Annotated in this window: 1 protein-coding gene; it reads right to left on the minus strand. The window is 54.2% G+C overall.

Annotated elements, in window-relative coordinates; genetic code table 11:
• Positions 1–3: 3 nt before the first annotated feature.
• A complete protein-coding gene (locus C161_RS02905) occupies positions 4–15,615 on the minus strand; it encodes a non-ribosomal peptide synthase/polyketide synthase (protein WP_036668143.1) in 15,612 nt (5,203 codons plus the stop codon).
• Positions 15,616–15,650 lie beyond the last annotated feature (35 nt).

Below are 15,650 nucleotides of genomic sequence, written 5' to 3' on the forward strand. Positions count from 1 at the left end.
TAATTAGAAAATAATATCAATAGCCTCTAGCTCATCTTGCTCCTGTTCGGATTGCCCGTTCAGGGAAATATCCTTGAGCAGCACCGAAGGCTGTTCGCCAATTTGGGTGATGATCACGAGCAGGTCCTGAGCGAAATTGTCGATCAGATTGCGCGTAAACAACTTCGTTGCATATTCAAACTGCCCGTTCATTCCCTCATCCAGCAACGAAATGACCAAGGTAAGGTCAAATTGGGAAACCGCATGCGTTTCCGGATAAGATTCGATCTGGATATCCCCGAAGTTTTGAACGTTATCTTCCTTCGTTTCCAGCGCAAACATGACATCAAATACAGGATTGCGGCTTTGATCTCGCGGCACCTGCAGCTTTTTCACAAGCTCTTCAAACGGATAATCCTGGTGGTCGTAGGCCCCCAGCATCGTTTCTTTGACTTCGTTCAAGTAAACAAGGAACGTCTTCTCCCCGGATGGATAATGGCGAATCGCCAACGTGTTGACAAACATTCCGATGAGCGGCTCCAGGTCGGCATGTGTGCGGCCCGAAACCGGTGTGCCTACAATGAAATCTTCTTGTCCCGAGTACTTGCTGAGCAGGATTGAATAGGCCGCCGATAACACCATATATAGGGTAGCACCGTTCTCATCGGCAATGCGCTGCAAGTTGTCCGTCATCTGCTTGTCGATACTGAAAGGCAGCACATCTCCCTCAAAGCTGCGAGCGGCAGGTCTGACAAAGTCCGTAGGTAGCTCAAGCGTTGGCAGTTCACCTTCCAGCATGTCCAGCCAGTAGGCTTCCTGGCGTTTCAGCCGTTCTTTTACAGGTTCGGACTGCTGCCAAGTGGCAAATTCCTTGTATTGAATCCGAAGCGGTTCCAGCGTCTCACCGTTATACAGGCGTAGCAGCTCTTCGATGAAGATACCCATCGACATGCCATCCGTGACGATATGATGAATGTCCAGCATAAGCAGATGACGTTCCGCTTCCCATTCAACTAAGCCCACACGCAGCAGCGGCGGCTGCTCCAAATCAAAGACACGTACAAAGGCATCCGCAATGCTTTTCGTTTCACTTTCCGTCGCCTTTGTATACTCGACGGCAAACTCCAAGTCCGAATAAATACGTTGTACCGGTTCGCCGTCGACCATTTCGAAGCCGGTTCGCAAAACTTCGTGACGAGCGATTAATCCTTTGAGCGCCGCCTCGAATTGATTCCGCTCCAAGCGCCCGACGAGAACCGTCATCCCGGACATGTTGTAACTAAGCTCGGCCCCTTCCATCTGCTGCTGGATGTACAGCCGCTTTTGCACAGAGGAAAGCGGATAATACTCCCTTTTATCCAGAACCGGAATGGAAAGAAACTCCTGCTGCTCCAATCGGCTAATCACTTCAGCCATCGCTTCAATAGTCGAGTACCGGAATACATCGCGCAGTGGCAGGTCCACGTGCAGCTCCTTGTGCACCTTGCTGACCAGCGTCGTCGCCCGCAGCGAGTGACCGCCGAGGTCGAAGAAGTTGTCCGTCACACCAATCGTAACTGACCCAAGCACGTCCTGCCAGATGGAGACCAGTTTCGTCTCCAGATCGGTGCGCGGCGCCACGTATTCGCGCCCTGCACTTTCTCCCTCTTCCGGCGCCGGCAGCGCTTTCCGGTCGATTTTCCCGTTTGGTGTCAGAGGTAAATGCTCCAGCTCCACAAAGTACGACGGGATCATGTAACCTGGCAGCTCGCTGGAGATCGCTCGTTTCAGGTCGGCCGCCGTCAGTTCGATATCCGTTGTGTAGTAGGCGCACAGCGCCTTTTGACCGTTCGCATCACTTCGAACCAGCACCACCGCTTCGCGTATACCTACCACCCGCAGCAGCTGCGACTCAATCTCACCCGTTTCGATCCGGTAGCCCCGGATTTTCGCTTGATTGTCGATCCGGCCGATGAAATCCACGTTTCCGTCCTCCATCCACCTCGCCAAATCTCCCGTGCGATATAACCGCTCACCCGCGGTGAAAGGGCTGTCTACAAACTTCTCTTCCGTCAGCTCTGGACGGTTCAAGTACCCACGTGCTACGCCAACGCCGCCGATGACCAGCTCGCCCAGCACACCGACGGGTACGGGATTCAGATGTGCATCCACGATGTAAAACTTCGCATTCAACCACGCTTTGCCAATCGGCACATGGCCTGTCTGCGGCAGTTTCGCCAATTCTTCGTCATAGAAACTGGAGTCGATTGCCGCTTCCGTCACACCATAGGCGTTAATGATGCGGAACGACGAGCCAAACCGCTCCTGCAAGGTCCGGTAATCTGCCACACTGCAGCTGTCCGAGCTTGTAATCAACAGCTCCATACTGCTTAACTCTAGTCCATGCTCATGCACGTATTCCATGAACGGCACGATCAGTGCTGGTGTTGATTCAAAGATCGTCACTTGCTCCTGCTCTATCCAGTGGTGCAGACGAGACGGATCAATCCGGTCGTCCTTCGGTACAATGACCATGGTGCCTCCGTTATACAACGTGCGTACGATATCGCCCACGAAAACATCAAACGAGAAGCTTGCGAGTTGCAGCAGTCGCACCGGGAACTGATCCAACCGGTATTCCCGTCGGTAGCCCGCTGCCGTGTTCACTAGGCTGCGATGCTCGATCATCACGCCTTTTGGCTTGCCCGTCGTTCCCGACGTGTAGATGACGTACGCCAGATCCTCCGGACGGGCTTCATGGAAGCTGTCCATACCGACAACATCAACATCATTTGGGTGACTCTCATTACGTTCGTTCACAGCACCCGTCAGCTCGCTGGAGATCAGACCTGAAACCATGCTGGAGCCTTGGCCGAAGTCCATTGGTGCATTCGCTCGATCTTCGCTGTATGACGTTTCGTCATCGAGATACAGCACCTTCTCCAGTGCTAGTTCCTCTTCGCCGAGCCAGGATTCGGCACGCTCTCGCAGCAGCGTTTGTGTCAGCAGTACCTTCGCTCCGCTGTCTTCCAGCATGAACCGCACGCGGTCCGCCGGATAATCCGGGTCAAGCGGTACATACGCCCCTCCCGCTTTCCAGACGGCCATCACGGCCACCAGCAAATCGACCGAACGCTCGGCGAGAATGCCAACGATGGTCTCCCGGCCTATTCCGCTTGCACGTAGCGTGGTCGACAGGCGGTTCGCCCGCTCGTTCAGCTCCGCATACGTCAGCCGATCCTTCTCGTATACGATGGCCTCCGCTTCCGGCGTGCGTTCCGCCTGTTCCTCGAACAGTCGATGGAACGCTGCCACAGGAGCCACTTCCGGCTGCACCGGATTAAACACGCCGACAATTTCTTCTTTTTCCGCCGCCGTCAAAAGCTCTAACTCATGTACACGAACATTCGGATTAGCCGCAACCTGCTCCAATGCACGGGCAAAATGACCGTGGATCTGCCTGATGTCTTGCTCTCTGAATGTCAGTGCATTGTACGTAAACCGCAGCAAAATATGCTCTTCCGGAATGACGGTAATGTCCAGATCGTAGTTCGTTTGTTCCGGCGATTGGATATTAGCGATTTTCAGCGCTTCTTGTCCTCCGCCGACAACCTGCTCAATCTGTTCTTCCATCGGATAATTTTCAAAGACCATAATATGGTTGATCAAGTCGCTCTTTTGCTCGCTCAGCGACTGAATTTCGAAGAGCGGGAACGTTTCGTAAGCTCCCGATGTCAGCGCTTGATCCTGGGTTTTTCTCAAAATATCGGCTACCGTCTCCTCGGCTTTGCCTTGAATACGCACAGGGATCGTATTAATAAACAGACCGATCATGCTTTCGATACCCGGAATCTCCGCTGGACGCCCGGATACGACGGAGCCAAATACAACATCTTCGCTGTTGTTGTATACCTGCAGAACCAGTCCCCATACGGTCTGCATGAATGTATTAAGCGTCACCTGATGCTGGCGCGCCACCCGCTCGATTTGCCCAGTCAGTTCTTTGCTGAGTTCCACATCGATCTCAGCTGCTTCAAAAGCGCCCTGCTTCAGCCCTGTTTTCTCCCGAGGCAACTTGGTCTGCTGATCATAACCCGCCAAATACTCGGACCAGTAACGTGAAGCTTTCGCGGCATCTTGAGCTTCCAGCCATTCGATATACCGAGAGTACGAGGTAACCGGAGGAAGCTCCAGCGTCCGTTGCTCCTGGAACGCGAAGTAGGTGTCGAACACTTCCTTGATCATTAAGGACATGCACCAGCCGTCCAACAAAATGTGATGGTGACTCCAGATCACTTGGTAGGACTCGTCGCCCGTACGCAAAACTGTAACGCGCATCAGAGAGCCTTGAGCCAAATCGAACTTGTTCGCTTTATCCGCGCTGACAAAATCGGCTATCGTCTTCTCCGGGTGTTCATCTCTTGCCGAGCGAATATCTTCAAAGTACACTTCACACTTCCGCTCGCGGAATACCACTTGAATCGGCTCGTCTCTCCAGCCGGTAATAAAATTGGTCCGCAGCGCCTCATTTCGCTGTACCAGCGTATCCAATCCGCGGGTGAAGGCTTCCACATTCAGGCTTCCATACAGATCGAAGGTCACCTGTTCGAAGTAGGCTTCCGAATCGGCATCCAGCAAGCTGTGGAACAACATCCCTTTTTGCAGCGGAGTCAGGGTGTATACATTCTCCAGTTCGCCGAGTGCCGTCGTATGTTCGGACAGCCGCTCCAGTTCCTCCACCGTCACATCTTGAAGCAGTACGTCACTAGGCGTAAGCTCCGGCCGCTCTTTCGATACGCAATGGCTGATGACTTCACGCAAACTCGATTGAAGCAGGGTGCCCAGGCGCTCAACCGTCTCCCGTTGATACTGGGTTTCCCCATAACGGATCGCAAGTTCCAACACGCCTTCCGATACCATACCGTTGATATCGAGGACATAATTCATCACAGCATTCGGGCTTGAATCGGAGCCCAGACTGAACGGAGACGGCTGCGAGCCGCTGCTTTCGTAATCCTGGTCGAACTGACCCAGATAGTTAAAACTGATCTCCGGCTCTAAAGCAAAGCGCTCGCCGTCATGCGGCGCCGACAAATAACGCAGGATGCCGTAGCCGATTCCTTTGTTCGGAATGCGGCGCAAGCTTTCTTTCACCTGTTTCACCTGATGACCGAGCTCCTGGACGTGACCCGGCTCCAGAACGACAGGGAATTGGCTTGTAAACCAGCCTACCGTACGTGTAATGTCCACATCTGGCAAAAGTTCTTCCCGGCCGTGGCCTTCAAGATTCACCAGCACGCGTTCTTGACCGCTCCAAGCTTGTACTGAGAGGCCCAGCGCAGCAAGCAGCAAATCGTTCATTTCTGTATGGTAAGCACGGTGTGCCTGCTTCAGCAGCTGTTCGGTTTCCTCCGCCGTCCAGCGGACAGTCACGATCCCGCTGTCCTTCAGCTTGGATCTGCCTTGTTCAAAATCTTTCGGAAGCGGCTCATAGGTCAATTGCTCGATATGCTGCCAATACGCTCTCTCGCTTTCCATCGCCGGACCGTTCGCATAATCAGCGAGCTGTTTCGCCCACGTTTGGAATGAGTCCGTTTTGAGCGGCAGACGGATCAGCTGCCCTTGCAGCGCCTGCTCATAGCCGGCAGCAAAATCCTCAAGCAGAATCCGCCAGGATACGCCGTCTACGACCAAGTGGTGGATCGCGATCAGCAGATGATCTCCATCCGCACAGCGGAACAAGCCGAGCTTCAGCAAAGGCCCTGCCTGCAGGTCAATGCTGCGTTGAAGCTCGTTCGCCTTGGCTTCGATCGCCCGCGCGCAGTCCGTCATTCCACGGAAATCGATCACTTCCAGGCTGTAGAGCTCGCCGTCGCTTTCCGCGATGCCCCGGTTCCATGCCGCATACCCGCTCTCGGTCCGGCTGAAGACGAGGCGCAGCGCATCGTGATGCTCGGCCAGCTTCCGCACGGCCTGATGAAGCGCCGCTTCGTCATAGCCTTCCTCCCGGTACAGCATCACCGCCTGGTTAAAGTGGTGCAGCTCGGCGAACGACTGCTCGAAGAACCAGCGCTGAATCGGCGTCAGCCCCGTATCTCCCTTAGCTGCCCCCTGATCGGCGCGTCTTAAGACCGACTGGAGATACGGGCTTAATTCCGCTACGGTCGGATATTTGAACAAATGCTTAATTTCCAGCTTGTACCCGGCCTGATATAGCCTGGACGACACCTGGATCGATTTAATTGAATCCCCGCCGAGTTCGAAGAAATTGTCCATCACGCCGATCGGACGACCCGTTCCCAGCACCTTTTGCCACACCGCAACCAACGTCTGCTCCGCCGCCGTCCGGGGCGCCACGTATTCCGTTCCAACGAGCATACTGCTTTCCGGTGCGGGCAGCGCCTTGCGGTCAAGCTTTCCGCTGTGTGTGAGGGGCATCCGCTCCAGCTGCACGAAGTAGGACGGAATCATGTACGCAGGCAGATCCTCCGCCAGCGCGCTTCGCAGCTCGCTCGCCGCAAGCGGCTTGTCCGCCACGAAGTACGCGCAGAGCTGCTTCTGACCGGCTTCGTCCTCTCTGGCGATGACAACCCCCTCTTGTACGGACGCCGCTTTCAGGACCTGCGCCTCCACCTCGCCGAGTTCGATCCGGTACCCGCGGATTTTCACCTGATGGTCGATCCGGCCCATATACTCGATGTTGCCGTCCGGCAGCCATCTGGCCAGATCGCCCGTCCGGTACATCCGCCCGCCCGGCGCGAACGGACACTCTACGAATTTCTCCGCGGTCAGCTCGGGACGGTTCAAGTAGCCTCTAGCCAGACCTACGCCCGCGATGCACAACTCGCCCGGCACGCCGATCGGCTGCAGCGCTGTCGTCCCTTCCTTGACAATATGCAGCCGGATGTTCGAGATCGGCTTGCCGATCGGCACCGATACATACGCCTCTTCCGGTCCGCAATCGTAGTACGAGACATCAACCGTCGCTTCCGTAGGCCCATAAAGGTTGATCAGCTGCGCTTGATTCACGGATGACGAAATCCACTGCCAGAACCGGCTCACATGCGATGTCGCCAGCGCTTCCCCGCTTGCAAACACCCGTTTCAGCGAAGACAGCTTGTTACCCAGATCTTCACTCGGCTGACGCTCGACATATTCGAGGAAGGCGTGCAGCATCGACGGCACAAAGTGCATCGTGGTGACGGATTGCCGTTCGATCGTGTCCAGAATCGTCTCGGGATTCTTCTCTCCGCCCGGCGGCAGCAAGCAAACTTTGGCCCCCGTCCAAGCCCACCAAAACAGCTCCCACACGGAAACGTCGAAGGTGATCGCCGTCTTTTGCAGAATCGTATCCCTGGAGTCGATCGGGTATGCATTCTGCATCCACAGCAGCCGGTTGATCACCGGACGGTGCTCCACCATGACGCCTTTGGGCTTGCCTGTCGAGCCCGATGTGTAAATGACGTAGGCCAGATGCTCCGGTCCGCTGGCCAGCTCCAGATTCGAGCCGTCTTCGTCATACGCGGATGGATCGTTCAGATCGACGAGCGATAGACCACCAAGTGGCTCTGTCCCGGCAAATGACGCGCTTTCCCGCAAATGGCTCTGAATCAGCAGCAGCCTAGCGCACGAATCTTCGAGCATGTAGCGAATACGCTCCTGCGGGAATTGCGGGTCGATCGGCACGTAGGCGCCCCCGGCCTTCAAGATCGCATAGATGCCGACAATCATCTCCAGCGAGCGCTCGGCCATGATCGCGATCGGCTGATCGGCCTGCGCGCCAGAGGCACGCAAGGATCGCGCCAGCCGGTTCGCCCGCTCGTTCAACTCCCGGTAAGTCAGGCGGCTGTCCTCATAGACAACGGCCACCTGCTCCGGCGTTCGCTCTGCTTGCTCCTCGAACAGCTCGTGGATCGTTCTCTCTCTCCACGACTCATCCGCTTCCAAGCCTGGACCCTCTGAGGCGGATTGCTTCGCCAGAGCCGAAGACGACACGGCAAACCCGACCAGCAAATCATGCTTTTCGCTGTCCTTCAAAATATTCAAATCCGAGATCCTCGCACCCGGCTGAGCCAGGATCGATGCCAAAAGCTGCTCGTAATGACCCGCCAGCCGTACCATCGTTTCCTGTCTAAACAACGAGGTAGCGTACTCGATCTTGCAAACCAGCTCGTTACCCTCTTCCACGATATCCAGGCTAAGATCAAACTTTGCTCTCTTTTCCTCGATGTCAAACAGCGACCATTGCAAACCTTCCAGGGCTAAATCCAGGCTTTCGTGCTTTTGCAAAGAAAACATGGTGTCAAACAGCGGATTCCGGCTTAAATTCCGGCTCACCTGAAGAGCTTCTACCAGCTCCTCGAACGGATAGTCCTGGTGCTCGTAGGCTCCAAGCGTCGTTTCCTTCACATCCTGCAAGTAATCCAGGAACGTCCGCTCTGCCGTTGGACCCAAGCGAAGGGCCAGCGTATTGACAAACATGCCGATAATCGGTTGCAGGTCGGCGTGAGAACGAGCGGCAATCGGAGTGCCGACTACGATATCTTCCTGTCCCGCGTATTTATGAAGCAATACGGAGTAAGCAGCCAGCAGAAGCATGTACAGCGTCGCCCCCGAATCTCCGGCAAGCCGTTTTAGAGCTTCGCTTTTCTCCGCATCCAGCGCAAACGTGAGCGTTTGACCGTCAAACTGCCGGACGGCTGGGCGGGAAAAGTCAAGAGGCAGCTCAAGAACCGGAAGCTCGGAGCTGAATACCCCACGCCAGTATTCCTCCTGCCGTTTGATACGCTGACATTGCTCGTCGGATTGCTGCCAAACGGCGTAATCCTTGTATTGAATCCGCAGCTCCGGCAATTCTTCCCCATTGTAAAGCCCCACAAATTCGCGTAGTAGCACGTCCATGGAAAGACCGTCGGAACCAATATGATGCATATCCAGCGCAAGCAGGAATTTCTCTTTCTCAAGTATGATCAGCAGGGCGCGCAGCAAAGGCGGCTGGGTCAAGTCAAAAGGCTGAATGAAACCTTCCAGAATGGCCGCGACCTGATCTTTGCTTGCTTGAAGCTTCTCGACCTTGAAACCTACGACCGGATGAATACGCTGAACTGGCTCTCCATTCACGATTTCAAAACCGGTGCGCAGCATATCGTGCCGGGCCACCAAAGTAGTCAGCGCCTTTTCCACTTTGGCCTCGTTCAAAGTCCCTTTCAATTGCAAGGCGCTCGGAATGTTGTAATTCAGCTCCGAGCTATCTAGCTGGTGCAGGACATACAGCCTTTTTTGCGCAGAGGAAACTGGATAATATGCTTTCTCTTCCGCTTTTGGAATGGAGCTGTGCTCTGATTCTTCCAAGCTGGCAATAGCCCCCGCCATCGATTCTACCGTCATATAGCGGAACACATCGCGCAGCGGAAGTTCAACGTTCATTTCCTTCCGAATCTTGCTGACAAGGTTTGTCGCCCGCAAGGAATGCCCTCCGAGCTCAAAGAAATTGTCCAGGACTCCAATGCCGGAGTAACCCAGCACTTCCTCCCAGATCTTCACAAGCTGGGACTCCGTAAGGTTACGCGAGGCTACGTATTCGACGCCCGTTTGCAAGCCTCCTTGCGGCTCCGGCAGCGCTTTGCGGTCCACTTTGCCGTTAGACGTCAGCGGCATGCGCTCCAGCTGCACGAAATACGACGGGATCATGTATCCCGGCATTCCCTGTGCCAGCGAGGTTCTCATTTCGCTGACTGTCAGCGTCCGGTCTGCAACAAAGTAGGCAACAAGTGCCTTCTCTCCCTCGTTGTCCTGACGGGCGAGCACCACCGCTTCTTCCACGCCCTCCACGTTCAGAAGTTGCGTCTCGATTTCGTCCAGCTCGATCCGGTACCCGCGGATTTTGACCTGATGGTCGATCCGGCCGAGGTATTCAATATTGCCGTCCGGTAGCCATGCCGCCAAGTCGCCTGAGCGATACAGTTTTTCCCCCTCCGCAAACGGGGAATCAACGAACTTTTCCGCCGTCAAATCCGGTCGATTCAGGTATCCTCTTGCCAGGCCTTCACCGGCCACGTACATTTCGCCTGCTACGCCGATCGAAACAGGACGACGGTTTTCATCCAGAACATACACGCTCAGTGTCGGGATCGGCTTGCCGATATTACTCTTTGCCGCCTCCATCTCGATCCATGTAATTTCCTTATACGTCACGTGAACCGTCGTCTCGGTAATACCGTACATATTGATCAGCTTTGTCTCCGGGTACTTCGTCTTGAAACCCTTGAGCAACAGCGGGCTGAGTGCTTCGCCGCCGAAGATGACGTTGCGAATCCGCAGATTGTACGGATGGTCCGCTAAAACCTCACGCAGCAGTTGGTAGAAATATGTTGGCGTCTGGTTCAAAATCGTGACCCGTTCGCGGCTCAGCAGTGCCAAGAACTCGGCTGGATTTTTCGCCGTAAGTGGCGGTACGATAACCAGCTTTCCTCCATTCAGAAGTGCTCCGTACATCTCCCAGACGGAGAAATCGAAGCAGAACGAGTGGAATAACGTCCACGTGTCGGACGGCCCAAAGTCGAACAGGTTCTTGTCGTTGAACAAAAGGCGCACGACGTTTTTATGCTCAATCAACGTGCCTTTGGGTTTGCCGGTCGTTCCCGATGTGTAGATGACATAAGCCAAGTTACCCGGGCCAGAAATTGGTTCCAGATTCGAAGCGTCCAGTGCATCAGCGGAGTCCGCCCCTTTGTGGCCCCAAACGAAATCGTCCAATTCAAGGCGCGTTCCTGCGAAATCGGTCTTCTCATGCAAATGCTTTTGAATCAGCAATAACGGTGCGCCCGAATCCTCAATCATGAAGCGGATGCGTTCCTCCGGGTAGTCGGGATCGACAGGCACGTAGGCTCCACCCGCTTTGAGAATCGCCAGAATGCCGACGACCATATCAAGTGAACGTTCGGCCAGAATCGCTACCAACTGATCCGCTTCGACTCCTGTCTCCCGCAGCTTACGCGCAAGGCGGTTGGATCGCTCGTTCAGTTCGTGGTAGCTCAGCTGCCGCTCATTCATGACGGCGGCCACGTTATCCGGGTAAAGCTTCGCCTGCTCTTCGAACAAGCCATGAATCGTCTGCTGACGCGGGTAGTCTGCCTCCGAATCATTAAAACCGCGCACCAGTTCACGGATTTCCTGCTCGGTTAGCATTTCCAGCGAAGCAATATCCCCTTCCGGCGCTGTTGCGATAGTTTCGAGTAGCTTGTCATAATGTCTGGCGAACCGTTCCGCGGTCTCCTGTTTATACAAAGCCGTAGCGTACTCCAACCGGCATTCGAGCTGGCCATCCAGTTCCGAAATGTCCAGAAGCAGCTCGAACTTGGACGTTCGGTTTTCCAACGGATAAAACGATTGCTCCAGCCCCTCGATGACAATTTGCTCATTCTCCGTATTTTGCAGGGAGAAGAACGTATCAAAGAGCGGATTCCGGCCGGTCGCGCGCGGAATATGAAGACTTTCCACCAAATCTTCGAACAAATAATTTTGGTGTTCAAAAGCCCCGAGTGTGATTTCCTTCATTTCTTCCAGGTACTTAAGGTACGACTTGGAACGCTCCGGATGGCTGCGAATGGCAAGCGTGTTGATAAACATACCTACGATTGGCTGCACTTCTTCTTGCGTTCTTCCGGCAATCGGCGTTCCCACGATCAGTTCTTCCTGACCCGAATATTTATGCATAAGGATCGAGTAAGCTGACAACAGCACCATGTACAGGGTCGTGCCCGTCCGTGCGGCCAGTTCTTTCAGCTTCTCCGTCCGTTCTTTCCCAATATCAAACTTCACGGTCCGGCCGTCAAAACTTTGCACCGCAGGCCGCGGGAAGTCCGTCGGAAGTTCCAATACAGGCAGCTCGCCCGACAGCTGTTCCAGCCAATACTCCTTCTGCGGCTGGATCAACTGCCCGTAGGCTTCGGAATGCTGCCAAACGGCATAATCTTTGTATTGAATACGCAACGGAGCCAGCTCCTCACCACGATACAGGCGGCTGAACTCGTCGAAAAGCAATGCTGTCGAGATGCCATCCGAGACGATGTGATGCATATCGAACAACAGGATGTGGCGATCCTCGGCGACTTCGATCAGGCCGATGCGAAGAAGTGGCGGCTTAGTCAGATCAAACGGGTGATAGTATGCTTCCACCATATGGTCCACTTCTAGCTCGCTCGCCTGGAAATAGTCTACAGCAAACTCCACCTCGTCATAGATGCGCTGCACAAGCTCGCCTTGAACCTGCTCGATCCCGGTACGCAGCGTCTCATGGCGCTGAATCAACGCCCGGAATGCGTACTCTACGCGCGTGCGGTCCAGCTTGCCTTCGAGAAGAAGCGCCGCCGACATATTGTAGCTACGCTCGGCCGCGTCAAGCTGGCGCAGGACGTACAGACGCTTTTGCTCGGATGAAACCGGATAGTACTCGGTCTCTGCCGCCTTTGTAATCTCATAGGTTTCCTGCTGCTTTAAACCGCTAATTCTTTGGGCAAGCTGTTCGATCGTGGTGTAGCGGAAAACGTCCCGCAGCGGAACCTCGACTTGTAGCTCTTTTCGAATCTTGGAAACAAGCGCGGAGGCCCGCAAGGAATGACCACCCAGGTCAAAGAAATCGTCTTGGACTCCAACTCGCGCAATACCCAGCACCTGCTGCCAAATAAGAGCAAGTCTTGTTTCCAGCGTTGTGCGAGGAGCCACATACTCACGGCCGGCTTCTATCTCTCCGGTCGGCTCAGGTAGCGCTTTACGGTCAATCTTGCCGTTCGGTGTGAGCGGAAGCTGATCAAGAGACACCAACCGGGCCGGAACCATATGCGCAGGCAACTCTTGTTTCAATTGGGACAGCAGATCGCTCAGTTGCAAGGAAACATCCCCCGCCACGTAACCGCACAAATACTTTTGCCCCTGCTCATCCGTACGGTCAGTCACCACAGCCTGCTTGACCCCCGGGAAACTGAGCAGGGCCGTTTCAATTTCGCCGAGTTCGATCCGGAACCCGCGAATTTTCACCTGATAGTCGATCCGGCCGATGAAGTCAACGTTGCCGTCTTCCAGCCAGCGGGCCAAATCTCCTGTACGATACAGACGTTCTCCAGGCACAAACGGGCTGTCTGCAAACTTCTCGCTGGTTAGGTCCGGACGGTTCCAATACCCGCGCGCCACCCCGGCGCCGCCGATGACAAGCTCCCCCGGAATCCCTACAGGAACCGGCTTTAACCCGGCATCTACAATGTAAAACCGGGCGTTCAGCCAGGCTTTGCCGATCGGCACATGACCCAACGATGGCAGCTTGTCCAGCGGCTCATCGTAAAAGCTGCTGTCAATGGCCGCTTCGGTAACGCCGTAGCTGTTGATGATGCGGAATTGTCCGCCGAATCTTTCCTGCAGCAATCGGTAATCGGTGACACTGCAAGCATCCGAGCTGGTAATCAGCAAATGCATGGAGCTGACGTCCAGCCCTTCTTCATAAATATGCTGCATGAACGGCAGGATAAGCGCAGGCGTCGATTCAAATACCGTAATGTTTTGCTCCCGAATCCAGCCGTATAAGCGGTTCGGATCAATCCGGTCATCCTTTGGCACAATTACCATCGTTCCTCCGTTATACAGCGTCCGCGCGATGTCTCCAACGAACACGTCAAACGAGAAACTCGCCAGTTGCAGCAACCGCACCGGGAACTGATCCAACCGGTACTCACGGCGGTACGCATCCGCCGTATTCACGAGACTACCATGCTCGATCATGACGCCTTTTGGGCGTCCCGTCGTACCGGAGGTGTAAATCACATAAGCCAAGTCATGTGGGGCACTGTCAGCGGATTCAAATTCCACGGCTGAGGTATCCTCGTTATACATCTGTTCATCGTCCATCGCATAGACAGCTTGAAGCTTCAGCCGGTCATCGGCCAGCCAACCTCCGGCCCCCTCCAACAGATGACGCTGCGTAAGCAGCACCGATGCTTCGCTATCGCTGAGCATGTACTCAATCCGCTCCGCTGGATAATCGGGGTCCAGCGGTACATAAGCTCCGCCGGCTTTCCATACGGCGAGCACACCGACCAGAAGTTCCACCGAACGCACTGCCCAGATCCCCGTAATCGTCTCCCTTCCCACGCCCTGTTCACGAAGGAGCGCAGCCAGCCGCTCAGCGCGTTTGTTCAATTCGCCGTAAGTCAGCTTTTTGTCCATGTAAACAACTGCCGGGTGATCCGGAATGTCTCGGGCAAACTTTTCGACATACCGATGAAACGCTATTCCCTCGCTCAGTGCTTCCACCGGCGGGTTAAACACGTCCAGAATACGGTGTCTCTCCTCATCGCTCAACAGAGAAATCTCGCTCACCCGCAGTTCGGGAGTCTCAAGAAACTGGTCCAAAACGGTTACATACTGTTCCATAATGCGATCAATCTCGGTCGTCTCGAACAGGCCGGTACGATAGGAAGCATGGAGAATGACATGGCCTTCATTCAGCATATGGTCGAAGCGCAGCAGTAGATCGTCCATCTCGTGTCTAGCAAAGTGAGCCTCCAGACGTACCTTGATTTCTTCGTACTCCACGATTTTCAAAGGTAGATATTCCAGAGACGTGCGGAACAACTCCGAAAGATCGTTGCGGCCGTGTTGTTCGCGTAAATCCTGAATCAATTGGTTATAAGGATATTTCTGATGCCGCAGATCCGCCGTATTTTCCTTGGAAACGGTTTGGATCAAGGAAAGCACGGACCCAACTGGATTCAGACTAATCCGCGTAGCCACGGTGCTGACGAACATACCGATCGTTTCTTTTTCCTTCTTGCTCGTGCGATTGGCAAAAACCGTGCCGACTGGAACATCGGTGCTGTCGGTCAGCTTATACAATAAGACGTACATGGCGGACAAAAATAACGTATATAAACTAACCTGATATTGTTCGCTAAAAGCCAGAATGCGGTCATAGCGGGAACCATCCAAAGTGATGGAACGTTTATTCGATTCGCTACCAATCGAGAATGGCGGAACTGATTTAATGCCGCTCGTTTCAGGCAAAGTCTTGTACTTGGTTAGCCAATATTCCTTGCCTTTTTGATAACGCTGCGATTGCTCATATTCATGCTCAGTTGAAATATAATCCAGATAGGATGGGGCCTGGTAACTGCTGAAGATGCCATTGCGCAGTTCCAGGTATTTTTCCATCACCGCATGCAGCAAAGCAGTGACGGACAAGCCATCGGCGATGATATGATTTATAGTCAAATTAAGCCATACTTGGCCGTTCGCAAAATGGATCATCGTAAATTGATAGAGGTGTTCGTCGAACACACTCGCCGGTTTTTCGGTTACTTCTTTCACCCAAGCATAGAATTGTTCGGTTGTGCCTATTTCGAGGTGGCTTATCCTGGTTTGGACATTCTCCAGCTCTTCGAACCACTGCGTTGGATTTTGCATATCCCCGCTAATGCGGATTCGGAAAGCGTCATAGGTTTTTACAATCTCTGCCGCCGCTTGCTCAAGCAGCTTGGTGTCGATCTCGCCCGTAATCTGGTAGGTCGCGGAAAGCATCGTGATGGATGTGCCCGGATTCATAATTTCCAAGAACCATATCCGGCGCTGGGCTTGCGTTAATCCATATTGCTTGTTCGTATTCTCTCTCACATCGACACACTCCCGTATTAGAGATTGTTTGTAGA

Source organism: Paenibacillus sp. FSL R5-192, assembly GCF_000517845.1.
GTDB classification, from domain to species: Bacteria; Bacillota; Bacilli; order Paenibacillales; family Paenibacillaceae; genus Paenibacillus; species Paenibacillus amylolyticus.